This is a genomic window from Epibacterium sp. HA2-3, from assembly GCF_055693725.2.
In genome coordinates this window covers 147,501-171,289 of record NZ_CM172490.1, presented here as the reverse complement: position 1 = coordinate 171,289, position 23,789 = coordinate 147,501, and the positions used below count along the sequence as shown (strand labels likewise).

The following is a 23,789-nucleotide window of genomic DNA, read 5'->3' as shown; positions in this document are numbered from 1 at the left end:
CTGGCCCTAACCCCTTCGCGCAAGCCTGCATAAACCAAGGCATGGCGCGCCGCGAATGCGCGTCTCGCCACGCCGCAATCGGGAGAGCCAACCATGCGCATGACCACCGAAGAAGCCTTTGTAAAAACACTGCAAATGCATGGTATCGAGCATGCGTTTGGCATTATCGGTTCCGCGATGATGCCGATTTCCGATCTGTTTCCCAAGGCTGGGATCACGTTCTGGGACTGCGCGCATGAGGGCTCCGCCGGGATGATGGCCGATGGCTACACGCGGGTGACGGGCAACATGTCAATGATGATTGCGCAGAACGGCCCGGGCATCACCAACTTCGTCACCGCCGTAAAAACCGCCTATTGGAACCACACGCCACTGCTGCTGGTGACGCCACAGGCTGCCAACAAGACCATCGGCCAAGGGGGCTTTCAGGAGGTCGAACAGATGAAACTGTTCGAGGATATGGTGGCCTATCAAGAAGAGGTTCGCGACCCGAGCCGCGTTGCGGAAGTTCTGAATCGCGTGATCTGCAACGCGAAACGCGCCTCGGCCCCGGCGCAGATCAACATTCCTCGCGACATGTGGACTCAGGTCATCGATATCGCCCTCCCCGAAATCCTCACGTTCGAACGTCCTGCAGGAGGGGCGCAGGCCGTCTCAGAAGCCGCCTCGCTCCTCTCTGAGGCCCAAAATCCGGTGATCCTCAATGGTGCGGGCGTGGTGCTCTCTGGCGGGGGTATCGCCGCCTCCATGGCGCTGGCGGAGCGGCTCGATGCGCCGGTATGCGTTGGCTATCAGCACAATGACGCCTTTCCCGGCACGCATCCTCTTTTTGTGGGTCCCTTGGGGTACAATGGCTCAAAAGCGGCGATGGAGCTGATCCGCGATGCCGATGTCGTGCTTTGCCTCGGCACCCGACTCAACCCTTTTTCCACTCTGCCCGGCTATGGGATCGACTATTGGCCAAAGGAAGCCGATATCATTCAGGTGGACATCAACCCAGATCGGATCGGGCTGACGAAACCGGTGCGTGTGGGGATTGTGGGGGACGCGGCCAAAGTGGCCGATGGCATTCTGCAACAGCTCTCAGAGGACGCCGGAGATGCCGGGCGCTCCGCACGCAAGGCCCATATCGCAGCAACAAAATCCCGCTGGGCGCAGCAGCTTGCCGCGATGGACCATGAAGACGACGACCCCGGCACCACCTGGAACGCCCGCGCGCGGTCCGCAAAACCCGACTGGATGAGCCCACGCATGGCCTGGCGCGCGATACAGTCCGCACTCCCCTCAGACGCCATCATTTCGTCCGACATTGGTAACAACTGCGCCATCGGCAACGCCTATCCCACCTTCGAAGCAGGCCGCAAATATCTTGCCCCGGGGCTGTTTGGCCCATGCGGGTATGGTTTGCCAGCGATCATGGGCGCCAAGATCGGCTGCCCCGAGACCCCGGTCGTGGGCTTTGCCGGAGACGGTGCGTTTGGCATCTCGGTAAACGAGCTGACCGCTATTGGACGCGCAGAGTGGCCCGCAATTACGCAGGTGGTGTTTCGCAACTACCAATGGGGTGCCGAAAAACGCAACTCGACGCTCTGGTTTGACGACAATTTCGTGGGCACAGAACTCGACACCAAGGTCTCTTATGCAGGGATTGCACAAGCCTGCGGACTGAAAGGCGTTGTCGCGCGCACCATGGAAGAGCTGACCGCGGCGTTGCGCCACGCGATCGAGGATCAGGGCCGAGGCATCACCACGCTGATCGAAGCCCTGATCAATCAGGAGCTGGGAGAGCCCTTTCGCCGCGACGCCATGAAAAAGCCGGTGGCGATTGCCGGGATCTCGGCCGCAGACATGCGTCCACAGGCGCGCGCCTGATGGGGCCGGAGATGCAGGTGGATTTGCCCTTTGCGCTCACGGCGATGCAGGGGCTGTTTCTGGCAGCTGCCCTGTTTTTCGCGGCCGTCATTCGCGGCTATTCGGGCTTTGGCTTCTCGGCGATCTTTATCGTGATCGCCTCGATGGTCACCAATCCACTGCCGCTCATTCCGGTGGTCTTCACCTGCGAGATCGCCATGACCGCGTTTCAGGCGCGTGGCATCCGGGCGCTTATCGACTGGCACCGCGCGATTGCGTTGCTGGTGGGGGCCGCAATTGCGGTGATCCCGGCTGTTGCTTTGATGGCCCGGATCGAGCCCACGCATGCGCGGATGGTGGTCTCGGCGCTCATTTTGCTCCTGAGCCTCATCTTGCTGAGCGGCTGGCAACTGCGTCGCCCCATTGGTGCCCTCGGGCACGCTGGGGTCGGTATTCTTTCTGGGACCGCCAATGCCGCAGGCGTTGGTGGTCTGCCGACAGCCGCCTTTTTATCCGCGCAAGCCATGCCGCCGGCCGCTTTTCGAGCGACCATGATCGTCTTCCTGACGGGAATTGACCTCATGGCTCTGCCGACGATGTCGGCACATGGGCTTGTGACCTCCGAAACCGCGTGGGCCGCCATCATGGCCTTTCCCATACTCGCGCTGGGCGTGTGGTGCGGCAGCAGGGGCTTTGCCCGTGCGCGACCAGATGGTTTTCGCCAGAAAGTCGTGATCCTTCTGGCGACGCTTGCAACCATCAGCCTGATCCGGGCGATGTTCTGACACGGCCCGTGCTCTGACCCGCAAAAAACAAATGTTCCTCTCTTTCCAAGTTGCAGGAACAGGCGTACCACTCCTGCAGGGACATTGGGCGCTATGGTCCTGTCACGGCGCGCAGCAGGGCCTGGATCGCCTCCGCACCATCTGTCCCTGACCACCCAAGCTGATGAGGTCGCCGTGCCTGAAACCTCCCCGTCCCCTCGCCTGCCTCTCTCGATTGCGCGCCTGCGCAGCAGGGCAAAGGTCTTGTTTCCGGGCATTGCCGTCTCTTTTATCGTTGCCGCCACGGCGCAGTTTTTGGCCGAACACTACGCAACGCCTGCAATGCTTATGGCGCTGCTCCTCGGGATTGCCGTCAGTTTTCTGGGCGAAGAGGGGCGCACGGTGCCGGGAGTCGCGTTTTCTGCGCGGACCCTCCTGCGCCTTGGGGTCGCGCTTTTGGGCGTGCGGGTCTCGATGATGGTGCTCGCCGGACTGGGAGTACCCTTGATCTTTCTCACCGCGGGCGGCGTGGTCGCGACCATCTTCTTTGGCCTCTGGGTTGCGCGCTTCTTCGGTCAGGAGTGGCGGTTTGCACTCCTGACGGCGGGCTCGGTTGCGATCTGTGGTGCCTCTGCGGCAATGGCAATTGCTGCGATCCTACCGCGCGATAAATCCTCGGAGCAGCGGCTGATTTTCACCGTGATGGGGGTCACAGTCCTGTCGACCATCGCCATGATCCTCTATCCGATCCTTGCGGGCAGCCTGCAGTTTGACCACATTCAGGCCGGGGTCTTCCTCGGCGGGACCATTCATGACGTAGCCCAAGTGGTCGGGGCCGGTTTTTCCATCTCGGAGGAAACCGGAGACACCGCAACATTGGTAAAACTGATCCGCGTCTCCATGCTCGCGCCTGTGGTGCTTGTGGCCTCGCTCTTCATCCGCGCCCGTATCGAGGCCCCCGCCGAAGGGCGCCAACCTCCGCTCCTGCCGGGATTTGTCATCGGCTTCATCGCGCTCGCGGCACTCAATTCGCTGGCGCTGATCCCGCCTGTTGTTGCAGATTTTCTAAGCGCCTGTTCGCGGTGGCTCTTGCTGATTGCGATTGCCGCCGTCGGCATGAAAAGCAACCTCAAACAGGTGCTCTCGGTGGGCGGCGCAGCCATCGGGCTCTTGGTGACCGAAACGGTATTCATTGCCGGGCTGATCCTTCTGGGCATCCTGTTGCTGACCTGATCAGATTTTTTGCAAAAAATTGCACTCCCCTGTCACAGATCATCCCCCTCGTGCGTCCTGTTGTCAGTCCCCAAGACAGAAAAGGAACTGGACCATGACACAACGTCTCGACCAATTCGCCGCCGCTGGCGATCTCTTCAAGCCGATGATGCAGCAAGAAGAGCTGCTGAAGACCTCGGGCCTCGAGTTCAGCCTGATCGAGCTGGTGAAACTGCGCGCCTCGCAAATCAACGCGTGCGCGTTCTGCATCCACATGCACACCCATGACGCGCGCAACGCGGGTGAAAGCGAGGACCGGATGCATCTGTTGCCTGCATGGCGTGAAAGCACGCTCTATACCCCTCGCGAACGCGCAGCCCTGGCCTGGACCGAGGCACTAACTCTGGTTGCCGATACGGCCGCCCCTGACGCCGACTATGAACTGGTCGCCAAGGCGTTCAGCCCCCGTGAGCAGGTCGCACTGACGCTCTTGATTGGGGCGATCAATGCCTGGAACCGCATTGCCATTGGTTTTCGCACCCCCCACCCTGCCGCCAAGGAGGCCTCTGCTGCGTGAACCACGGCACAGAGAATACCGGAACCGATGCGTTCCTTTCGGTGCGGCCGCGTCTTTTCGCGGTCGCCTATCGCATGTTGGGCAGTGTCGCCGATGCAGAAGACATCCTGCAGGACGCGTATTTGCGCTGGCAATCGGCACCACGAGGCGAGGTGCGCGACCCAACCGGCTATCTCGTGCGGGTGGTCACACGGCTCTGTCTCGACCAGTTGAAATCGGCGCGTGTCAAACGCGAGACTTACACGGGGGCCTGGCTGCCCGAACCGCTGCTGACCGAAGATCCCGCAGAGCTGATCGATCATGATGTCTCGGTGGCGCTTTTGCTGGCGCTTGAACGTCTGACCCCGCTCGAACGGGCCGCGTTCTTGCTGCATGACGTCTTTGGCAACAGCCATGACGAGGTAGCGAGTGCCCTCGACCGCAGCCCATCTGCGTGCCGCCAACTGGTATCGCGCGCAAGACGTCATGTGCAATCCGAACGCCCGCGCAGCCAGGTTGCCCCCGAAGAGAGCCGGGCCCTGACCGAGGCCTTCTTTCGTGCCTCAAAGACCGGCGACATGGCGGCGTTGACGCAGCTTCTGGCGCAGGATGTGGAATTGGTCAGTGACGGGGGCGGCAAGGCCATGGCGGCGCTCAACCCGATTTACGGACGCGACAAGGTGATGCGCCTTGCCGAAGGGCTTGCACGCAAATACGGCGCACATCTGCCGCCGCGCTGGCGGTTTGCGATGCTGAACGGCCTGCCCGCGATCCTCAGCCAAGAGCCAGAAGGGCTGGTTCAAGCGACCGCACTGGAAATCCGCGACGGGCGGATCGCCAAGGTCTATGTGATCCGCAACCCAGAAAAGACCGCGCATCTGGCCGCCGTGCTGTAATCAGATGCGTTCCGGGCGGCGCTCCCGGCAAAACTCATCCGCAAAACAAAACAGCCCCGGAAGAACCGGGGCTGCTGCAATCAAAAACTGACCAGTGTCGTCAGAGCAGGCCTGCGTGGGCCATGGCTGCGTCGATCTTGGCCTTGGTGCTGTCTTCGAGTTCGGTGAGCGGAGAGCGCACCTCTTCGGTGCAGAGACCCAGTTTGGACATGCCGTATTTTGCACCCACAAGACCCGGCTCGATAAAGATCGCCTCATGCAGCGGCATCAAGCGGTCCTGGTAGTCCAGAGCCTTTTTGTAGTCACCCGCAAGCGTCGCCGCCTGGAACTCGGCGCAGAGCTTGGGAGCAACGTTGGCTGTCACCGAGATGCAGCCGACGCCGCCGTGCGCGTTAAAGCCGAGTGCGGTTGCATCTTCGCCCGAGAGCTGGATGAAGTCAGCGCCACAGGACGCCCGTTGTTGGCTCACACGCTCGAGCTTGCCGGTTGCGTCCTTCACGCCGATGATGCGCGGCAGCTTGGCCAGCTCACCCATCGTGGCAGGGGACATGTCGACAACCGATCGCGGCGGGATGTTGTAGATGATGATCGGGATGTCGGCGCAGTCGTGCAGCGCGCTGAAATGGGCGATCATACCCCGCTGCGTGGGCTTGTTGTAATAAGGCGTCACAACAAGGGCGGCATCTGCCCCCACGCGGTGCGCATACTCCACAAAGCGAATCGCCTCGACGGTGTTGTTGGACCCGGCGCCCGCAATCACGGGCACGCGGCCTGCGGCGGTTTCGACCACCACTTTGATGACCAGTTCGTGCTCTTCGTGGGTCAGGGTCGGGCTTTCACCGGTGGTTCCAACCGGCACCAGACCGGTCGACCCCTCCGCAATATGCCATTCCACCAAGTGTTTGAGCGTGTCCAGATCCAACTCACCATTGCGAAACGGGGTGACGAGGGCTGGCATAGAGCCTTTGAACATGGGAACGCTCCAGTTAGTGGTTTTCATGCGGGCAATTCCTTGCCCGGACGCGCGCGCTGGCGGGAAATTGAGTTGCACCCCGCGACATTCGCACTATCGTCACAGCCTCTATCCCCGGATTGCTGGAAAATGCAAGAGATGACACGCAGACTCGCCTGCTCATTGCTGATTTGCGCGACCCTTTTTGGCGCGCCCGCCCTAGCGCGCGGGCTGGACACCGCCCTGCCCCTGATGCGCGACGGACAATGGCAGGAAGCGCTGATCGATGCAGGAAGCGAGGGCTCGATCCAGCGTGACATCATCGAGTGGCATCGCCTGCGCGCGGGCAAAGGCACGGCACGCGATGTATTGTCCTTCATCGACCGCCGTCCCGACTGGCCCGGCATGGACTATCTGCGCCGCCAGAGCGAAGAGACTGTTGCCAAGGCCGGACACTCCGCCATCCTCGCCTTTTATCGCGATATGCCCTCGGCCCAGACCGCCGAAGGCGCGCTCAGCCTCGGGGAAGCGCTGATCGAGGCCGGGCGCACAGGCGAAGGCCAGGCTGAAATCGTGCGCGCTTGGCGTAGCATGGCGATGCCGCAGGAGGTCCACGACGCCTATCTAGCGCGTCACAAAACCCTTTTGGCCGCACACCACGAGGCGCGCCTCAACCGTTTGCTTTGGGACGGGCACAAAGTGTCCTCGCGTCGGATGCTGGAGCTTGTGAGCGATGGTGCGCGCAAACTGGCGGAAGCGCGCATTGCCTTGCAGGAGCAGGCCAACGGCGTAGACGCGGCAATTGCTGCAGTGCCGGATGCGCTCAAGGACGATGCAGGGCTGGCCTATGACCGTTTTGCCTGGCGCGATGCAAAGCGACGCCAGGATGATGCGATTGCCATGATGTTTGAACGCTCCACCTCTGCCGAGGCGCTGGGGGAGCCGGCAAAATGGCTGCGCAGACGTGCGGATTTCGCGCGTCAGCTGATGCGCGACAATGACAATACCCGCGCCTATAAGCTCGCGGCCTATCACTTTGCCACGCCCGATGCTGGCTATGGCTACGCCGACAACGAATGGATTGCGGGCTATGTCGCGTTGCGCAAGCTCGACGATGCGGAACTTGCCGTCTATCATTTCACGCGTTTCCTTGCCGCGGTTGAAAGCCCGATCTCCGTGGGCCGTGCCGGATATTGGCTCGGGCGGGCCTATGCGCAGCTCGGTGAGATCGACAAGGCTCACGCGGCCTATCGGCTGGGGGCGAAATATCAAAGTTCCTATTACGGGCTGTTGTCCGCCCAGGCGCTTGGGCGCAGTTTCGATCCGCGCCTGACCCGTCCGGAGGCCCCGAGCTGGCGCAACGCCACGTTTTTGCAGTCCTCAGTCTATGCCGCAGGCATTGCCTTGCTGGAGGCCGGTGAGGTGTCGCTTGCAGAGCGGTTCCTCACTCATCTCGTGGAAAGCCTCCCCCCGGATCAGGCGTTGCAACTGGGGCAGATGGCTGTCGACATGAAACTGCCGCATCTGGCCGTGATGATCTCCAAGCGAGCTGCTCAGGACGGATTGGAGCTTGCGGGTGCCTATTACCCGCTGCATCCGGTTACCGACCTCGACCTCCCCATGGCGCCCGAGATGGTTCTGGCGATTGCCCGCCGCGAGAGCGAATTTGACCCTGTGGTCGTAAGCCATGCGGGCGCGCGCGGGTTGATGCAAGTGATGCCCGGCACCGCAGAACTGGTCGCCAAGGGCCTCGGCATTCTGGAGGAGCACGCGGTCGCGCGCCTCACCTCGGACTGGCAATATAACGCAAAGCTGGGCGCCACCTACCTTGCGGCGCTGGCCAAGGAATTCGACGGCAACGTGGTCCTGATGGCGGCGGGCTACAACGCGGGGCCGCACCGTCCGATCGCCTGGATGGAACGCTATGGTGATCCCCGTGATCCAAAGGTCGATGTGATCGACTGGATCGAGCACATCCCCTTTAATGAAACCCGCAATTACGTCATGCGCGTGACCGAGAGCCTGCCGGTTTATCGAGCGCGGCTTGGAGAAGCGCCTCTGCCCGTGCCCTTCTCACGCGAACTATCGGGCCGCACGCTTCAGGCTTTCGCGCCAAAAGGTGAATAGACCTGCGGCGACGACGATGGCAGCACCGATGATCACATTGGTGCGCATATCCTCGCCAAAGACCAACAGCCCGATCATCGCAGCCCAAGGGAGCTGCATATATGCGAAAGGTTGCACAGCGCTGGCCTCTGCCACCTCGTAGCATTTGATCAAGAGCCAATGCCCGAGCGCTCCGGTCACACAGAGTGTCGCCATCCAGCCCCAGTCCGCAGCCGTCATCGGCTCCCACCACCACACCCCCAGGGGCGTTACAAAAAGCATGCCGTAGACGCCCGTGTAAAAGAAGCTTGTCGCAGTGGTGTCCCGGCGCGCCACATAGCGGGTGAGCAAGCCATAAAGGGCAAACATCAAGGCCGCCAAAAGCGGAATAAGCGCGGCAATCTGGAACACACCCGAGCCCGGTTGCAGGATTATCAGAACCCCGATGAAGCCCACACCGATCGCTGCCCAGCGCCGCCAGCCCACCTGCTCGCCCAGGATGGGACCAGACAGCGCGGCAATCAGAAGCGGGTAACAGACGAACACCGCATGGCTTTCCACAAGACCGAGCACCGTAAAGGCCAGCACCATCACGCATATCTCCGCGACCAGTACAAAGGCACGAAAGATCTGCACCCACCTCTGGCTGGTCTGCGCTGCCGCGCGGATGCTCCCGGTCTGGCGCAGCGCCAGCGTGATCACAAAGGCCGCAAAGAACCAGTAGCGGATGGTGATGACCATAAAGACGTTGTACTCGCTGGCCAGGTGGCGCGAGATCCCGTCCTGCAGGGCAAAAATGATCGTCGCGCCGACCATCAGTAGAATGCCCATTCTGGTATCGTTCTTGGCCATGAGTTGATCCATGGGTCAGTCCTCTGCTGCGGGGGTCAGTACCGCGCGTGTCATATGCCGCTTGCGGCCAAAACCGGGGCTGCGCTCAACCGTGAAACCTGCCGTCTCCAAGCCGCGACGGACGAACCCTGCGGCAGTATAGGTTGCAGCGGTCCCACCCGCCGCGGTGTGGTCGGCAACAGCCTGCATCAGATCCTCTTGCCAGAGCTCCGGGTTCTTGGCGGGCGAAAACCCGTCCAGAAACCAGGCATGCGCCGCACCTGACCATGCTGGCAGCGTTTGGCGGGCATCTCCGAGGATCACGTTGAGCTGCAAACTGCCCAGATCACAACGCCCGCCGCCGGACCATTTTGCCAAAAACCGGTCTGCCCAGGGGGATACGGCAGGAAAAGCCTCGAGCGCGCGCGCCATATCGCTTGGCGTCATCGGGAAGGCCTCAAAGCTGGTGAAGTGCAGCGGCGTGTCTTGTCCGCTTTCTTCCCAGGCGCGCCAGGCAGCCAGCATATTGAGCCCGGTGCCAAAGCCAAGTTCCGCGATATGAAACCCCGGCCCGAAGCGTGCGGGCAGGTCATTGCCCGCCAGAAAGACGTGCTCTGTCTCCAGAAGTCCGTTTTGCAGCGAGAAATAAGGATCGTCGAACTGATCGGAGACAGGCAGATCGCCTTCTCGCCAGCTCAGCCGTGCCTGCTGGTCTGCCATCGCGAATTCCTTTAGGTGGGACATGACACGAGGGCGAACCTGACGAAAGGTCATGGAAATGGCAACTGCTGAAATCACCGTGCGCGGCGCTGGGATCTTTGGGCTCTCGATTGCTTGGGCCTGCCACCGGCGTGGCGCACGGGTGCAGGTGATCGACCCTGCGGGCCCCGGTGCAGGCTCGAGCGGCGGACTCGTTGGAGCCCTCGCGCCGCATGTGCCGGAAAACTGGAACCCGAAGAAAGCCTTTCAGCTTGATAGTCTGTTGATGGCCGGAGGGTTCTGGGCTGAAGTTGAAGCGACGGGCGGCATCTCTGCCGGGTATGGGCGACTGGGCCGATTGCAACCGATCAGCGATGACCGCGCGCTAGAACTGGCTCATGCACGCCGTGAAACCGCTGCCGAGCTCTGGCAGGACAACGCCATCTGGGAGGTGCGCCCCGCGACGGATTTTGCTGCATGGTGCCCGCCAAGCCCGACCGGCATGGTTATCCACGACACGCTTTCTGCGCGCATGCATCCCCGCCGTGCCTGCGCCGCATTGGTCGCGGCTCTGCGTGCAGGCGGCATAGAGGTCGAAGGCGATGGGCGCGACGAGGGACAGGTTGTCCATGCCACCGGCTATCAGGGGCTACTGGATCTGAATGCCCTGTCGCCGCGCCTTGTGGGCACAGGCGTCAAGGGCCAGGCCGCGCTTTTGGCCTATGACGCGGGCGACGTGCCCCAGCTTTATGCCGACGGGTTGCATATCATCCCACATGCGGATGGAACCCTTGCCATTGGATCAACCAGCGAGCGCGAGTTCCTCCACCCCGACGAGCCAGACGCACAGCTAGATCAGGTGATCTCTCGGGCGATTGCTGCCATGCCGCAACTGGCGGGAGCCAAAGTGCTGGAACGCTGGGCCGGGGTACGTCCCCGCGCCCGCACGCGCGCCCCGATGCTGGGCGAATACCCGGGCCGTGACGGTCATTTCATTGCCAATGGCGGCTTCAAGATCGGTTTTGGGATGGCGCCAAAGGTCGCCGAGGTCATGGCGGACCTGCTCCTTGATGGAAATGACACCATCCCCGAGGGCTTTCGCGTTTCGGACAATTTCTGATCCCACGGGATCGGTTGCAATTTCCCCCACATGTGGGTTTCTAGACCCAAACCCACGGCGCAGGAGAGATCACGGATGGAATGGACACAACTGCTGAACCCAAGACGGCTGTGTCGTCCGGACTACGCCGACAAACCCAACCGTCCCGCCTATCTGCAGGACTACGACCGCATCTTGTTCTCAGAGCCGTTCCGCCGTCTGGCGCAGAAAACGCAGGTCCATCCTCTCTATGACCATGATCACGTCCACCACCGGATGATCCACTCGATGGAGACCTCCTCGGTCGGGCGCTCCCTTGGAATTCAGGTCGGTGAGGCGCTGGTGGCCGATAGTCGGCTCGAGGACGGGCTGCAGCATGTAATGGCGGGCACTGTGCAGGCGGCCTGTCTGGTGCATGACATTGGCAATCCGCCCTTTGGGCATTCCGGCGAAGCCAGCATCGGTGCGTGGTTTGAGCAGCAATTTGCCGCCAACAATGGTACAGGGACCGGCATCGCTGCGGGCATCGCGCCCGAGCACCGCGCTGAGTTTGAAGCCTTTGAAGGCAACGCGCAGGGCTTTCGGATCGTGTCCCGGCTGGAGATGGCGCGGCGCGAGGGAGGCATGCGGCTCTCATATGCAACGCTCGGCGCATTTGCGAAATATCCCTGCACGGCCAGTGCCGCCGCCGATGCGCAGGACAGCTATGTGGGCCTAAAGAAGTTTGGCTGCTTTGCCGGCGAAGAAGCGCTTTTCGCCGAAGTCGCAAGCGCCCTTGGCCTGCCCCAGGAACGCACCCCTTCTGGCGAGCGGTGGTGGCGCCGTCACCCGCTGGCGTTCTTGGTCGAGGCGGCAGATGACATATGCTATCGCATTCTCGACCTCGAAGACGCGGCGACCGTGGGAGACCTCGGGAGCGAGGTGGTTTCTGAAATCCTCGAAGAGATCACCGGCAAGCCCAACCGCGCGCCCGAGCCAGAAATGACCCTGCGCGAACGCACCGGCATGCAGCGCGCGATGGCGATTGGCGCTGCAATCGACAGCGCGGTTGAGGCGTTTCTTGAACACTACGATGCCATCATGGACGGCACCTTCAATGATGGGCTGATGGAAGTGTCGAGCAAGGCTGCCACCTTTGCCCGGCTGAAAGAGATCTCAAACGCGCGCATTTTCACCGCCCAACGTAAAACTGCGCTCGAAGTGGTGGGACGCAAAGTGATCTTCACGATCCTCGACGAGTTCCACGCGTTGTTTGTGGCCCTAAAGGCCTGCGACTGGGATGCGGAGCGCTTGCTCAAGGAACATGGCTACTGGACCCAGCTGGTGCGCGCTGTGGATCTCGACCTGCGCGGCGTGACCGACGACTACACGGCTGCCCATGCGCTGACGGATTTTGTATCCGGCATGACCGACCGCTACGCGATCCGCGTGCGCGATATGATCACCGGTCAGGTGCCAAGCTGATCCAACGGGCCTGCGGGGGAGTTACCGCCCCCTGCGCTTCACGTTGCCGCCACGCTGTCCGGCCTTGCCCGCGGTGGAGCGACCGCGCGTGCGGGTCGCTTCTTCGGCGGCGGCTTCGACAGCAGACTGGCGCGCCAGCGGGTCGTCCGCAATCGCCAGATCCACCGCCTCCAAACGCTTGACCTCATCGCGCAGGCGTGCGGCTTCCTCGAATTCGAGGTTCTCTGCCGCCTTACGCATCTGCTCGCGCAGACCATCAAGATGAGCCTCGAAATTGGCACCATGCAAGGGTTTGTCGATGGTGGCGGTGACGCGGGACATGTCCGTGTCGCCCTCATAGAGCCCGGCCAGAACGTCATCGACATTCTTCTTCACCGTCTCCGGCGTGATACCGTGTTCTTCGTTGTAGGCGATCTGCTTTTCACGACGGCGGTTGGTTTCAGCGATCGCGCGCTCCATCGAGCCGGTGATACGATCCGCGTACATGATGACCTTGCCCTCGGAGTTTCGCGCCGCCCGACCGATGGTCTGGATGAGCGAGGTTTCAGAGCGCAGGAAGCCCTCCTTGTCCGCATCCAGAATGGCCACCAATCCACACTCGGGAATATCGAGCCCCTCGCGCAGCAGGTTGATCCCCACAAGAACGTCAAAGGCCCCAAGTCGGAGATCGCGCAGGATCTCGATGCGCTCGATGGTGTCGATATCCGAGTGCATATAGCGCACCTTGATACCCTGTTCGTGCAGATACTCTGTGAGATCTTCTGCCATGCGTTTGGTCAAAACTGTGGCCAGCGTCCGGTATCCCCGCGCGGTGACATCGCGGATTTCATCGAGGAGGTCATCCACCTGCATCCCCACCGGACGGATCTCGACCTCTGGATCGAGTAGGCCGGTTGGTCGGATGACTTGCTCCGCAAACACGCCGCCGGATTGCTCCATTTCCCATGCCGCAGGCGTGGCCGATACAAAGACCGACTGCGGGCGCATCGCGTCCCATTCTTCGAACTTCAAAGGCCGGTTGTCCATGCAGGACGGCAAACGGAAACCATGTTCCGCCAGCGTCATCTTGCGGCGGTGGTCGCCTTTGTACATGCCGCCAATCTGCGGCACGGAGACGTGGCTCTCGTCCGCAAACACGATGGCGTTGTCGGGGATGAATTCAAACAGGGTTGGCGGTGGCTCTCCCGGCGCGCGTCCCGTCAGATAGCGCGAGTAGTTCTCGATCCCATTGCAATGCCCGGTGGCCTCCAGCATCTCGATGTCGAAATTGGTCCTCTGCTCCAGCCGCTGCGCTTCCAGAAGCTTGCCTTCGCTCACCAGATTGTCGAGCCGCTGGCGCAGCTCATTCTTGATCGAAATCACCGCCTGATTGAGCGTCGGCTTTGGCGTCACATAGTGCGAATTCGCGTAGACGCGGATTTTCTCAAAGCTCCCGGTACGCTCGCCGGTGAGCGGGTCAAACTCGGTGATCGATTCCAGTTCCTCGCCAAAAAACGACAGCTTCCAAGCCCGGTCCTCAAGGTGAGCGGGGAAAATCTCCAGCGTGTCGCCGCGCACCCGGAACGCGCCACGTTGAAACGCCTGATCGTTGCGTTTGTACTGCTGCGCCACCAGATCCGCCATGATCTGGCGCTGGTCATAGTCCTGCCCGACAATCAGATCCTGCGTCATCGCGGAATAGGTCTCCACCGAACCGATACCGTAGATACAGGACACCGAGGCGATGATGATAACATCGTCGCGCTCCAGCAGGGCCCGCGTGGCCGAATGGCGCATCCGGTCGATCTGCTCGTTGATCTGGCTTTCTTTCTCGATGTAGGTGTCCGAACGTGGCACATAGGCCTCGGGCTGATAGTAATCGTAGAATGAGACGAAATACTCGACCGCGTTGTCAGGAAAGAACCCTTTGAACTCACCGTAAAGCTGCGCTGCCAGCGTTTTGTTGGGCGCAAGGATGATGGCGGGGCGCTGGGTTTCCTCAATCACCTTGGCCATGGTGAAGGTCTTGCCGGTGCCAGTCGCCCCAAGCAGCACCTGATCGCGTTCTCCATCGAGCACACCCTGGCTCAATTCGGCAATTGCGGTGGGCTGGTCGCCTGCCGGAGAAAAGGCCGTCTGCATGACGAATTTCTTCCCACCTTCAAGCTTCTCGCGCCGCTCCGGGGCGCGATCGGCCATCATCGGCAGGGTCTTGTCGGAATGAGCGTAAGGCATCGGCGACTCCTTGTCGGGCACGCAGACAGAGTTTGGTCCGTTTTTGTTCCACTTCAAGGGACAAGTCAAACATCCCCGCTCCTCCCGGCAGGGTGGCCGACATACAACCTCTGTTGAATGAGCGATATTTGCGACCTTGCCGCGCCCCATCATCCGTCGCATATAGATGCAAAGGAATCTTCTTGAGGAGACAGCCATGCGTGCGCGGATTTACCGGCCAGCTCGAAACGCCATGACCTCTGGTATGGCCAAGACGCGGAAATGGGTGCTGGAATACGCCCCTGCGGATGCGCGCGAGGTTGATCCGCTGATGGGCTGGACGTCGTCCTCCGACACCCAGAGCCAGGTGCGTCTCAAATTCGATACCAAGGAAGAGGCACTGGAATACGCCGATGACCACGGCATCGAAGTCGAAGTACACGAGCCCAAGACCCGCAAGCCCAATCTGCGGGCAGGTGGTTACGGAGAAAACTTCGCCACCAATAGACGCGGCCCTTGGACGCACTAAGTCCCTCATAGACAGAGCACGCTCATTCTTGATGTGCCGTCAGATCCAAACAACAAAGCGCCCCACGGGCGCTTTTTCCATATCTGGAGGTGGGGTCCATATGGCTGGCAAAGCGTTGAATAAAAACAACCTTGTAGCACTGGGAGCCGAGACGCTCGCAGATCTTCTGCTAGAGAGCGTCAAAGGAGACGCAGCGCGGCAGAGGCGCGTGCGGATGGCCCTCGCCGCCAATCAAGGTCCCGAAACGGTTGCCGCCGATGTGCGCAAACGCTTTGCCTCGATCCGGCGGGCGCGCAGTTTTATCTCGCGCAAGACACAAAAGACCCTCGCCAAGGAACTTGCGAACCACACCCAACTGATCGAAGCCAGGATTGCACCGCACGCGCCGGACCTCGCGTTTGATCTTCTTTGGGCGCAGCTACACTTGGCGAATGATATCCTTGATCGCACCGACGATAGTCAGGGCGTGATTGCCAACGTCATGCAGGAGGCAATGGCGGCAGTCACGCGTCTCTCGTCGTCGCTTACCCGTGACCCTGTTGCCTTGGCTGATGATATTTTCGAGGCTGTCTCAACAGATTCATACGGCGTGTTTGATACAACCGTAGAGGCGCTTGCAGAAGCTTTGGGAGGAAGTGGACTGGCGCGGTTGGAGACCCTCGCCGAGCGCGCACGAGAAGCCCCTCTGTCGGACGCGGATCTCTTGTTGTTTGATTATATCACCGATCCGCAACAGCGCGAAGACCGCGCGCGCAACGCGCGCGACCGTGCCAGCGAGATGCTTTTGCTGGATATTGCTGACCTGAGAGGCGATGTGGACGCCTGGCTCTCGCATTATGCACCCGAGGAGCTCACGCATGATGCGATCGCACCCGAAGCAAGCGCGCGATTGCTCGATGCGGGGCGTGCGGAGGAAGCACTGGCTCTCATCGAACAGGCTTTGCCAAATGGGGATCTCTGGCACGACAAAGCGGATCTGGACGACGCGCATTTTGCCTGCCTTGAGGCGCTGGGGCGGCAGGAGGATCTGAGGTCTGCCCTTTGGGCCCGGTTCGAGAGACGGCTCTGCCCCCGCGCGTTGCGGCAATACCTGAAGCGCCTGCCAGATTTTGACGACATCGAAGCCGCAGAGCAGGCACGTCAACATGTACTCACCTTTGCTCCCATCGAAGTCGCCCTGGGCTATTGCCTTGATGCCCCCGATCTCAGCTTGGCCTCAGAACTGATCCTGGCACGCCATCCTGAGATCGATGGCGAGACCTTTACGTGCCTTGCGCCGCTTGCCGAAGCGCTTCGTGCGGAGTTCCCCCTGCCGGCGGTGCTTCTGTGGCGCGCGATGATTGATGACACGCTCACCGAGGCGCGCACTGCGCGCTATCGCCATGCGGCGCGTCAACTGACCGCCTGTGAAACGGAGGACGCCCAGATTTCAGATTACAGGGGCCACCCGCCCCATGGCGCGTATCTGCGCGACTTGCAAAAAGCACATGCGCGCAAATCGGGCTTTTGGGGGCGGCTGAGTTAGATACGCCCAGCCTCATAGAAGGTTATGCATGCCGCGCCCCACTGCCCGCCGCATGCGTCAGGGCAGTGTCATCGCGGTACAGTCTGCCATTTAAAAACAGTCTCTCCAAAAGCTCATTCAGAAAATCCACGCTGCATCAAACAACTATTGATTGAATAGCATCCTCAAGAGTCGTTTACTCAAATATAAGGAACACTTCATAATATTGGGGCAACGATATGAGGTCGCTGTATGTCACAGATTATTTCGTCCACGATTTCCGAAGACACCACTGGAATGAATGATGCATTTGGCTGGTTTGATGTATCGGCTGAAGATCGCACCCGCGTATCTGCGCTCGAACCTCTCGTGCGCGATAATATTGATGAGATTATCAACGACTTTTATGAACGCGCTGGCGGCTTTGATCATTCGGCGTCGAAAATACAGGACAAAAACAGCCTTGAGCTCATAAAAGAAGAGCAAAAAAGGCACTTCCTTGAGCTTGTGGACGCCGGATTGGGCGAAGATTATTTCCAAACGCGAAAGAATGCTGGCATTTTCAACGAGCGATTTGGCGTTTCCCCAAGTTTTTACATGGGCGCTTATTCCTATTTTTACGATAGAATTTGTGACATCGTAAAAAGGGAAGCAAAAAACAAAGATGAAGCGATTGAGATCTTTTTGTCGCTTCACAGGATTGCAGCGTGCCACAAGTCTTTGACAATTGAGGCCTTTGCCAAGGCTCGGGAACAGACCATTGAGGATCGGGAACGGGAAATCAGCGAACTGCCGGTACCGGTGCTCAAGATGCGCGAGGGCCTTCTTCTGGTGCCGGTCGTCGGTACCCTCGACAGCCACCGTGCCAGACTACTGACGTCTCGCATGCTGGACGAAATCAGCAAGGTCGGCGCTCGCGCGGTGGTGCTTGACATAACGGGCGTCCCCGCCGTCGACAGCGCTGTTGCAAACCACCTGATTCAATCCATGGGCGCTGCCCGCCTGATGGGCGCACATTCTGTCCTGACGGGCATAAGTTCGGATGTCGCTCAATCCCTCGTGAAGCTCGGCGTCACCGGTGAAACCCTGAACCCAGCCGGCGACCTTCAGCGTGGGATCGAAACGGCAGAAGCGCTTTTGGACGGCTAAAGATGGCATTGCGTGTCCCGATCCTCAGTCAAGGAGAGTTGCTCATCGCCTCGATCCAGGAGGAGTTGTCAGATAGTGAGATCCTTGATCTGCAGGCCCGTATTCTGGATGAGGTCGCCGCCAAGAAGGCGCGAAACGTTATCGTCGATGTCAGCTTGCTTGACGTCCTCGATAGCTTTGGAACAAGAACACTGTCCGAAATCGCGGCAGCGGTCCGCTTGAGAGGAGCCCAAATGGTCATTGTTGGCATTCAGCCCGAAGTGGCCATGGCCATGGTTCTCCTGGGCCTGTCGCTGGAAGGCGTGCCAACAGCACTTGATCTCGACCATGGCATCGAACTTCTGAAAGCCAGACCATGAACGCCATTCTCACCGAAACTGACCTGGTTCAGTTGGAGATCGAGGATGATCGCGACGTGGTCACCGCGCGCAGCAATGGGCGCAAGATGGCGGCTGAGATGGGGTTTTCGCGCCCCGATCAGGCGCTCATCGCCACCGCGATATCCGAGTTGGCGCGCAACATCGTAAACTATGCCGGAAAGGGAGGGATCGAGCTCGGAAAACTTCAAAAGCCAGGGTACGTGGGCATTCAGGTTGTGGCTCATGACGAGGGACCGGGTATTGCGGACATAGAGTCCGCCATGATTGATGGCTTTTCTACGGGTAATAGTCTCGGCTTGGGCTTGCCGGGGACAAAGCGGATTGTCGACGAATTTCAGCTGCAATCCGCGCCCGGAGACGGTGTTACGGTGACGGCGGTAAAATGGCTTCGCATCTGACCGATGGCGTGATTCATGCCACGACCAGGGCTGCGTCTTTGCATTGGTGCATCGCGCAGGCCACCAAAACCGATGGCGCATTGAATGGGGACGGCTACCTGTTGAAACGCGACGAGGACACGCTGCTCTTTGCGTTGGCCGATGGCGTTGGGAGTGGTCAGTTGGCGCATGACGCCTCCAGCGCATGCCTCCGGATCCTTGCCGCGTCGGATGACATGGATTTGCCGTCATTGTTTGAAACTTGTCACACGCAGCTTACCAGTACGCGCGGCGCTGCTCTGGGCCTGGTCAAGTTTTTCTTGGGCCAGGGTTTTCTGGAATGGGCTGCTGTCGGCGACATTGAGGGCTGTATCTATCCCACTGAACCCACCAGCAGTCGTACGATCAGCATGATGCAGCGGGGTGGCACTCTCGGTCACTATTTCACCGGAATCACACCGCAACAACATGCATGGCCGCCCACGTCCATGCTCGCACTTTGTACGGATGGCGTTTCTCGCAGTTTTCGTGAAAGACACCCCAATGACCAAGCCCCGCGTGAGTTTGCCGATAGCTGCTTCAATGACTTCGGCCGTGACAATGATGATCGGACGTTGGCGACCTTCTCCTGGACACAGGAGGGGACATGACAATGTCGATGCTCGAGAGTGAGGTCACAGAGGCCTGGGCCGAACAATACGAAACCGCCTTTGTGACATATTGCAACACCGGCTCCGAGGAGGCTTTGATCGAAGCATATGCCTTTGCCCGGGAAGGTCTTGCTGCCAGCATGTCCCTCGCAGATTTTGGGTGTCTCCATCATGCAGCATTTTTCAAGCTTCTCGAGCAATCCGGTCCGGGGAGCAACCTTTATGAACGCGCATTGGACTTTTATCTCGAAGGGGTCTCAGTGTTTGATATGGCCATCCATGGGTACCAAAACAATGTTGCGCGCCTCAAAGAAGAAGTCACGGAGCGACGGCGCATAGAGGAAGATCTGCGCGCCGCCACCTTTGAGCTGTCTCGACAACGCAGCGACCTCGACATTCAAGTTCGCCAACGCACCGCAGAGTTGCGAGAGAGGGCGGAGGAGCTGGAGCAGTCCAATCGCTTGCTCCTCCAGACCAACAAGGAAACATCAGAGTTTTCCTACGCGCTGTCTCATGACCTCAAATCTCCGATCAACACGATAGGCATGCTTCTCGATGCTATCCGAGAGGAACTGCCACCAGACAGCGAATCCGAATGCGCAGACCTCGTATCGGATGCATCGCTGACAGCAGAGCGCATGAAGCGTCTGATCGATGATGTATTGCAATACTCGCAAGTCGTTGGAGACACGCTTGAACGGGAATTGGTCGACATGAACCAACTGTGCCACGACGCCCTGTCTGATATGCGCCACGCGATCGACGAAGCACAAGCCGATATCTCATGCTCCCATCTCCCGGTCGTGCGCGGAAGCGCGTTTCAACTGGCTATCATGCTGCGAAATTTCCTATCAAACGCACTGACCTACCGCGATGCCTCTCGCCCCTTAAGGGTCGAGATCTCAGCGGGACCCACCGCAGAGACTGGCCGGGTTTTGATTTCGATTGCCGACAACGGCATCGGCATGCCACCAGACTGCCATGCCCGGATTTTTAACCTGTTCACAAGGCTTCACACTTACAGCGATTTTGAAGGATCCGGCATTGGGTTAGCATTATGTAAACGCGTGGCAAATAATCATAACAGTGACATCGAAGTCGAATCCGTCGAGGGGCAAGGGACTATATTCAGCTTCTCTCTCGAAAGCGAGGAGGTTGATACATGGCATTAACCAAGATCTATGCAATCGACGACGACATGTTGGACCGCAAGATGCTGCAGCGTGTGGTCGAGCGCTCTGGCAAGGTCAATTCGCTCGAACTCTACTCTTATGCCGAGTCGGCGATTGAGGAGCTTGAGCGGTGTGACAGGCTACCGGAGCTTATTCTTCTGGACATCAACATGCCCCGAATGAACGGCTTTGAGTTCCTGGAGATTGTCGATGAGAAGTTGAGCCAGGCGCAACCGCCAGTAAAAGTTGCTCTTTTGACGACGTCAAGCAATCCCGCGGATGCACGCAAGGCTGAGTCATTTGCGTCTGTCGGCTGGTTTCTGTCGAAGCCCTTGGGACGAGATATGCTGGACCAACTTGTTTCCGAGCTCTCGTGACCATTGTGCGTTGTTTTTCGGTTTTTTGAACGCGAGAAGCCGCCCGTTGGGCGGCTTTGACGTGATGATATTTGTTTTGATTTGGTTGCGGGAGTAGGATTTGAACCTACGACCTTCAGGTTATGAGCCTGACGAGCTACCTGGCTGCTCCATCCCGCGTTGTTTGTTTTGTTTTTTTGTTTAGAGAGGATTTATTTGGGTTCTTATTAGGTTTGGCGGTGCCCTACTCTCCCACACCTTAAGATGCAGTACCATCGGCGCAACAGCGCTTAACTTCCGGGTTCGGGAAGGGACCGGGTGTTTCGCTTGTGCTTTGGCCACCAAACCGAATAAGAACCCAACTGAGTTTTTGCTCAGGGTATCAACGTATTGATCGTCCTTTTTTTCAGGAGATCAACGTGTTGACCCTTTTATGAGGGTCAACGGGTTGTCCAAGTTTTGTTTTTGCTTTTTGGTTTTTGGCTGTCTTTTACTGGATCAGATCAAGCCAATCGGGCGATTAGTACCGGTCAACTGAACGCATTGCTGCGCTTACATCTCCGGCCTATTGACGTGGTGGTCTTCCACGGCCCTCAGGGATACCTTGTTTTGAGGGGGGCTTCCCGCTTAGATGCCTTCAGCGGTTATCCTTTCCGATCATAGCTACCCTGCACTACCGTTGGCACGATAACAGGTCCACCAGTGGATCGTTCACCCCGGTCCTCTCGTACTAGGGGCAACTCCTCTCAAGTATCCTACACCCACGGCAGATAGGGACCGAACTGTCTCACGACGTTCTAAACCCAGCTCACGTACCTCTTTAAACGGCGAACAGCCGTACCCTTGGGACCTGCTCCAGCCCCAGGATGAGATGAGCCGACATCGAGGTGCCAAACACTGCCGTCGATATGGACTCTTGGGCAGTATCAGCCTGTTATCCCCGGCGTACCTTTTATCCGTTGAGCGATGGCCCTTCCACTCGGGACCACCGGATCACTATGGCCGACTTTCGTCTCTGCTCGACTTGTCAGTCTCGCAGTCAGGCAGGCTTTTGCCATTGCACTCAACGAGCGATTTCCGACCGCTCTGAGCCCACCTTCGCGCGCCTCCGTTACGCTTTAGGAGGCGACCGCCCCAGTCAAACTACCCGCCACGCAGGGTCCCGGATCCCGGTAAGGGACCGCGGTTAGACATCAAGAGTGCGAAGGGTGGTATCTCAAGGATGGCTCCACAGGAACTAGCGTTCCTGCTTCGATGCCTACCACCTATCCTGCACATCACAATCCTGATGCCAGTGCGAAGCTGTAGTAAAGGTGCACGGGGTCTTTCCGTCTAACCGCGGGAAGCCTGCATCTTGACAGGCAATTCAATTTCGCTGAGTCGATGTTGGAGACAGCGGGGAAGTCGTTACGCCATTCGTGCAGGTCGGAACTTACCCGACAAGGAATTTCGCTACCTTAGGACCGTTATAGTTACGGCCGCCGTTTACCTGGGCTTCAATTCGGAGCTCTCACCCCTCCTTTTAACCTTCAGGCACCGGGCAGGCGTCAGACCCTATACGTCGTCTTGCGACTTCGCAGAGCCCTGTGTTTTTAATAAACAGTCGCCACCCCCTGGTTTGTGCCCCCGGATTCCACTTGCGTAGGACCCGGGCCTCCTTCTCGCGAACTTACGGAGGTATTTTGCCGAGTTCCTTCAACATCGTTCTCTCAAGCGCCTTGGTATTCTCTACCAGTCCACCTGTGTCGGTTTAGGGTACGGTCTGATGGAGGGCTATTTCCAGGGACCAATCAGCGGCCCGCCCAATCCGATAAGGGCGAACAACCTTCATGATCCGTCACATCCTCCTGGCCCAGGAATATTAACCTGGTTCCCATCGCCTACGCCTTTCGGCCTCGGCTTAGGGGCCGGCTTACCCTGCTCAGATTAGCTTTAAGCAGGAACCCTTGGACTTTCGGCGAGAGTGTCTCTCACACTCTTTGTCGCTACTCATGTCATCATTCTCGCTAGTGATCTCTCCACGGGATCGCTCACGCGCCCGCTTCATCGAAAGAACTGTTCCTCCAATGACCCCGAGGGGTCTAAGGAGGAGCTGTTCTATGTCACACTACGCTCTGCTACCATGCACTATGTGCATCCTCGGCTTCGGCTCATGGCTTGAGCCCCGTTACATCTTCGCCGCAGGACGTCTTATTTAGACCAGTGAGCTGTTACGCTATCTTTAAAGGATGGCTGCTTCTAAGCCAACCTCCTGGTTGTTTTGGACATCCCACCTGCTTTCCCACTTAGCCATGAATTAGGGGCCTTAGCCGGAGGTCAGGGTTGTTTCCCTCTCCACTACGGACGTTAGCATCCGCAGTGTGTCTGCCATCTAGTACTCCCGGGTATTCGGAGTTTGGTTAGGATCAGTAAGCCTGTGGGGCCCCATTACCCATCCAGTGCTCTACCCCCCGGGGTATTCGGATGACGCTCTACCTAAATAGATTTCGCAGAGAACCAGCTATCTCCGAGTTTGATTGGCCTTTCACCCCTAGGCACAACTCATCCCGACCTTTTTCAACAGGTGTGGGTTCGGACCTCCAGTGCGTGTTACCGCACCTTCATCCTGGTCATGCCTAGATCACTCGGTTTCGGGTCTGATCCCACGAACTCATGCGCCCTATTAAGACTCGCTTTCGCTGCGCCTACACCTAACGGCTTAAGCTTGCTCGTAAGACCAAGTCGATGACCCATTATACAAAAGGTACGCTGTCAGCTCGCAAGGAGCCTCCAACTGATTGTAGGCGTTCGGTTTCAGGTACTGTTTCACTCCCCTCGTCGGGGTGCTTTTCACCTTTCCCTCACGGTACTGGTTCGCTATCGGTCAGTAAGGAGTACTTAGCCTTCGGAGGTGGTCCTCCGATCTTCAGACAGGATTTCACGTGTCCCGCCCTACTTAATACGTCCCTCAGAGCTTCCTATACGGGGCTGTCACCCGCTATGGCTGTGCTTCCCAACACATTCTAGTCACTCATCAGGCTCGGCTGGTTCCCGTTCGCTCGCCGCTACT

The 23,789-nt window shown here is 59.1% G+C and carries 20 protein-coding genes, 1 tRNA gene and 2 rRNA genes (1 of these 23 only partly in view); 16 read left to right on the top strand and 7 right to left on the bottom strand.

Going from position 1 to position 23,789, the window contains the following annotated elements; translation table 11 throughout:
- Window positions 1-93 precede the first annotated feature (93 nt).
- The 5 genes from xsc (at window position 94) to ACZ1HH_RS00785 (ending at window position 5,279) form a co-directional block, all read left to right on the top strand.
- Entirely contained in the window at window positions 94-1,872 is a 1,779-nt protein-coding gene (gene xsc, locus ACZ1HH_RS00805) for a sulfoacetaldehyde acetyltransferase (protein ID WP_472637055.1), read from the top strand.
- An 11-nt stretch (window positions 1,873-1,883) separates the two neighbouring features.
- Window positions 1,884-2,636: a TSUP family transporter gene (locus ACZ1HH_RS00800; protein WP_487320439.1), complete on the top strand. Its 753-nt coding sequence runs from the start codon at window positions 1,884-1,886 to the stop codon at window positions 2,634-2,636.
- 174 nt (window positions 2,637-2,810) lie between these two features.
- Window positions 2,811-3,848: a YeiH family protein gene (locus ACZ1HH_RS00795; RefSeq protein ID WP_472637053.1), complete on the top strand. Its 1,038-nt coding sequence runs from the start codon at window positions 2,811-2,813 to the stop codon at window positions 3,846-3,848.
- A 94-nt stretch (window positions 3,849-3,942) separates the two neighbouring features.
- A complete protein-coding gene (locus tag ACZ1HH_RS00790) occupies window positions 3,943-4,404 on the top strand; it encodes a carboxymuconolactone decarboxylase family protein (protein ID WP_011537520.1) in 462 nt (153 codons plus the stop codon).
- Entirely contained in the window at window positions 4,401-5,279 is an 879-nt protein-coding gene (locus tag ACZ1HH_RS00785) for a sigma-70 family RNA polymerase sigma factor (protein WP_011537519.1), read from the top strand. The genes ACZ1HH_RS00790 and ACZ1HH_RS00785 overlap by 4 nt, the downstream gene beginning before the upstream one ends.
- 100 nt (window positions 5,280-5,379) lie before the next feature.
- Here ACZ1HH_RS00785 and dapA read toward each other — a convergent pair whose 3' ends face one another.
- Window positions 5,380-6,252 carry a 4-hydroxy-tetrahydrodipicolinate synthase gene (dapA, locus tag ACZ1HH_RS00780; RefSeq protein WP_472637334.1) on the bottom strand — a complete coding sequence of 291 codons (873 nt, stop codon included), beginning with the start codon at window positions 6,250-6,252 and terminating at the stop codon, window positions 5,380-5,382.
- A 138-nt stretch (window positions 6,253-6,390) separates the two neighbouring features.
- Here dapA and ACZ1HH_RS00775 point away from each other — a divergent pair, with 138 nt between their 5' ends.
- Entirely contained in the window at window positions 6,391-8,358 is a 1,968-nt protein-coding gene (locus ACZ1HH_RS00775) for a lytic transglycosylase domain-containing protein (RefSeq protein WP_472637052.1), read from the top strand.
- Here ACZ1HH_RS00775 and ACZ1HH_RS00770 read toward each other — a convergent pair.
- On the bottom strand, window positions 8,314-9,201 hold the full coding sequence (locus ACZ1HH_RS00770) for a DMT family transporter (protein ID WP_472637051.1): 888 nt from the start codon (window positions 9,199-9,201) through the stop codon (window positions 8,314-8,316). The genes ACZ1HH_RS00775 and ACZ1HH_RS00770 overlap by 45 nt on opposite strands.
- A 3-nt stretch (window positions 9,202-9,204) precedes the next feature.
- On the bottom strand, window positions 9,205-9,888 hold the full coding sequence (gene mnmC2, locus ACZ1HH_RS00765) for a tRNA (5-methylaminomethyl-2-thiouridine)(34)-methyltransferase MnmC2 (RefSeq protein ID WP_472637050.1): 684 nt from the start codon (window positions 9,886-9,888) through the stop codon (window positions 9,205-9,207).
- Window positions 9,889-9,946: 58 nt separating this feature from the next.
- Between mnmC2 and ACZ1HH_RS00760 the strand changes: the two genes are divergently transcribed.
- Both ACZ1HH_RS00760 and dgt read left to right on the top strand, forming a co-directional pair.
- A complete protein-coding gene (locus ACZ1HH_RS00760) occupies window positions 9,947-10,987 on the top strand; it encodes an NAD(P)/FAD-dependent oxidoreductase (protein ID WP_472637049.1) in 1,041 nt (346 codons plus the stop codon).
- A gap of 75 nt (window positions 10,988-11,062) precedes the next feature.
- Complete coding sequence (gene dgt / locus ACZ1HH_RS00755) at window positions 11,063-12,430, top strand: dGTP triphosphohydrolase (protein WP_472637048.1); 1,368 nt, start codon at window positions 11,063-11,065, stop codon at window positions 12,428-12,430.
- A gap of 21 nt (window positions 12,431-12,451) precedes the next feature.
- Here the strand turns inward: dgt and uvrB are convergent, their stop codons facing one another.
- On the bottom strand, window positions 12,452-14,644 hold the full coding sequence (gene uvrB / locus ACZ1HH_RS00750) for an excinuclease ABC subunit UvrB (RefSeq protein ID WP_011537512.1): 2,193 nt from the start codon (window positions 14,642-14,644) through the stop codon (window positions 12,452-12,454).
- A gap of 196 nt (window positions 14,645-14,840) precedes the next feature.
- Here uvrB and ACZ1HH_RS00745 point away from each other — a divergent pair, with 196 nt between their 5' ends.
- The 8 genes from ACZ1HH_RS00745 (at window position 14,841) to ACZ1HH_RS00710 (ending at window position 20,761) form a co-directional block, all read left to right on the top strand.
- Entirely contained in the window at window positions 14,841-15,152 is a 312-nt protein-coding gene (locus ACZ1HH_RS00745) for an ETC complex I subunit (RefSeq protein ID WP_011537511.1), read from the top strand.
- Between the two features lie 100 nt (window positions 15,153-15,252).
- Window positions 15,253-16,677 (top strand): DUF6880 family protein, encoded by a 1,425-nt coding sequence (locus tag ACZ1HH_RS00740; protein WP_472637047.1) that lies wholly within the window; start codon window positions 15,253-15,255, stop codon window positions 16,675-16,677.
- Window positions 16,678-16,908: 231 nt separating this feature from the next.
- Entirely contained in the window at window positions 16,909-17,805 is an 897-nt protein-coding gene (locus ACZ1HH_RS00735; RefSeq protein ID WP_472637046.1) for a protoglobin domain-containing protein, read from the top strand.
- A 2-nt stretch (window positions 17,806-17,807) separates the two neighbouring features.
- Window positions 17,808-18,164 carry an STAS domain-containing protein gene (locus ACZ1HH_RS00730; protein WP_011537508.1) on the top strand — a complete coding sequence of 119 codons (357 nt, stop codon included), beginning with the start codon at window positions 17,808-17,810 and terminating at the stop codon, window positions 18,162-18,164.
- Window positions 18,161-18,583: an anti-sigma regulatory factor gene (locus ACZ1HH_RS00725; protein WP_011537507.1), complete on the top strand. Its 423-nt coding sequence runs from the start codon at window positions 18,161-18,163 to the stop codon at window positions 18,581-18,583. Before ACZ1HH_RS00730 ends, ACZ1HH_RS00725 begins: the two co-directional genes overlap by 4 nt.
- Window positions 18,568-19,212, top strand: coding sequence for a PP2C family serine/threonine-protein phosphatase (locus tag ACZ1HH_RS00720; RefSeq protein ID WP_472637045.1), 645 nt, complete (start codon window positions 18,568-18,570; stop codon window positions 19,210-19,212). Before ACZ1HH_RS00725 ends, ACZ1HH_RS00720 begins: the two co-directional genes overlap by 16 nt.
- 2 nt (window positions 19,213-19,214) lie before the next feature.
- Window positions 19,215-20,384, top strand: a complete 1,170-nt coding sequence (locus ACZ1HH_RS00715; protein WP_472637044.1) for a sensor histidine kinase — start codon at window positions 19,215-19,217, stop codon at window positions 20,382-20,384.
- On the top strand, window positions 20,375-20,761 hold the full coding sequence (locus ACZ1HH_RS00710) for a response regulator (RefSeq protein ID WP_472637043.1): 387 nt from the start codon (window positions 20,375-20,377) through the stop codon (window positions 20,759-20,761). The genes ACZ1HH_RS00715 and ACZ1HH_RS00710 overlap by 10 nt, the downstream gene beginning before the upstream one ends.
- Before the next feature lie 82 nt (window positions 20,762-20,843).
- On the opposite strand, the gene ACZ1HH_RS00705 is transcribed toward ACZ1HH_RS00710, so the two are convergent.
- From ACZ1HH_RS00705 to ACZ1HH_RS00695, 3 genes are all read right to left on the bottom strand, one after another.
- Window positions 20,844-20,920 (bottom strand) — tRNA-Met (locus tag ACZ1HH_RS00705).
- A gap of 51 nt (window positions 20,921-20,971) precedes the next feature.
- Window positions 20,972-21,086, bottom strand: a 5S ribosomal RNA gene (rrf, locus tag ACZ1HH_RS00700).
- A 153-nt stretch (window positions 21,087-21,239) separates the two neighbouring features.
- Window positions 21,240-23,789, bottom strand: a 23S ribosomal RNA gene (locus ACZ1HH_RS00695); it runs 283 nt beyond the window's last position.

Coding starts and splice junctions, on each gene's coding strand:
- xsc (WP_472637055.1), top strand. CDS start 94: ATGCGCATGACCACCGAAGAAGCCTTTGTAAAAACACTGCAAATGCAT.
- ACZ1HH_RS00800 (WP_487320439.1), top strand. CDS start 1,884: ATGCAGGTGGATTTGCCCTTTGCGCTCACGGCGATGCAGGGGCTGTTT.
- ACZ1HH_RS00790 (WP_011537520.1), top strand. CDS start 3,943: ATGACACAACGTCTCGACCAATTCGCCGCCGCTGGCGATCTCTTCAAG.
- dapA (WP_472637334.1), bottom strand. CDS start 6,252: ATGTTCAAAGGCTCTATGCCAGCCCTCGTCACCCCGTTTCGCAATGGT.
- ACZ1HH_RS00775 (WP_472637052.1), top strand. CDS start 6,391: ATGACACGCAGACTCGCCTGCTCATTGCTGATTTGCGCGACCCTTTTT.
- ACZ1HH_RS00770 (WP_472637051.1), bottom strand. CDS start 9,201: ATGGATCAACTCATGGCCAAGAACGATACCAGAATGGGCATTCTACTG.
- mnmC2 (WP_472637050.1), bottom strand. CDS start 9,888: ATGGCAGACCAGCAGGCACGGCTGAGCTGGCGAGAAGGCGATCTGCCT.
- ACZ1HH_RS00760 (WP_472637049.1), top strand. CDS start 9,947: ATGGCAACTGCTGAAATCACCGTGCGCGGCGCTGGGATCTTTGGGCTC.
- dgt (WP_472637048.1), top strand. CDS start 11,063: ATGGAATGGACACAACTGCTGAACCCAAGACGGCTGTGTCGTCCGGAC.
- uvrB (WP_011537512.1), bottom strand. CDS start 14,644: ATGCCTTACGCTCATTCCGACAAGACCCTGCCGATGATGGCCGATCGC.
- ACZ1HH_RS00745 (WP_011537511.1), top strand. CDS start 14,841: ATGCGTGCGCGGATTTACCGGCCAGCTCGAAACGCCATGACCTCTGGT.
- ACZ1HH_RS00740 (WP_472637047.1), top strand. CDS start 15,253: ATGGCTGGCAAAGCGTTGAATAAAAACAACCTTGTAGCACTGGGAGCC.
- ACZ1HH_RS00735 (WP_472637046.1), top strand. CDS start 16,909: ATGTCACAGATTATTTCGTCCACGATTTCCGAAGACACCACTGGAATG.
- ACZ1HH_RS00730 (WP_011537508.1), top strand. CDS start 17,808: ATGGCATTGCGTGTCCCGATCCTCAGTCAAGGAGAGTTGCTCATCGCC.
- ACZ1HH_RS00725 (WP_011537507.1), top strand. CDS start 18,161: ATGAACGCCATTCTCACCGAAACTGACCTGGTTCAGTTGGAGATCGAG.
- ACZ1HH_RS00720 (WP_472637045.1), top strand. CDS start 18,568: ATGGCTTCGCATCTGACCGATGGCGTGATTCATGCCACGACCAGGGCT.
- ACZ1HH_RS00715 (WP_472637044.1), top strand. CDS start 19,215: ATGTCGATGCTCGAGAGTGAGGTCACAGAGGCCTGGGCCGAACAATAC.
- ACZ1HH_RS00710 (WP_472637043.1), top strand. CDS start 20,375: ATGGCATTAACCAAGATCTATGCAATCGACGACGACATGTTGGACCGC.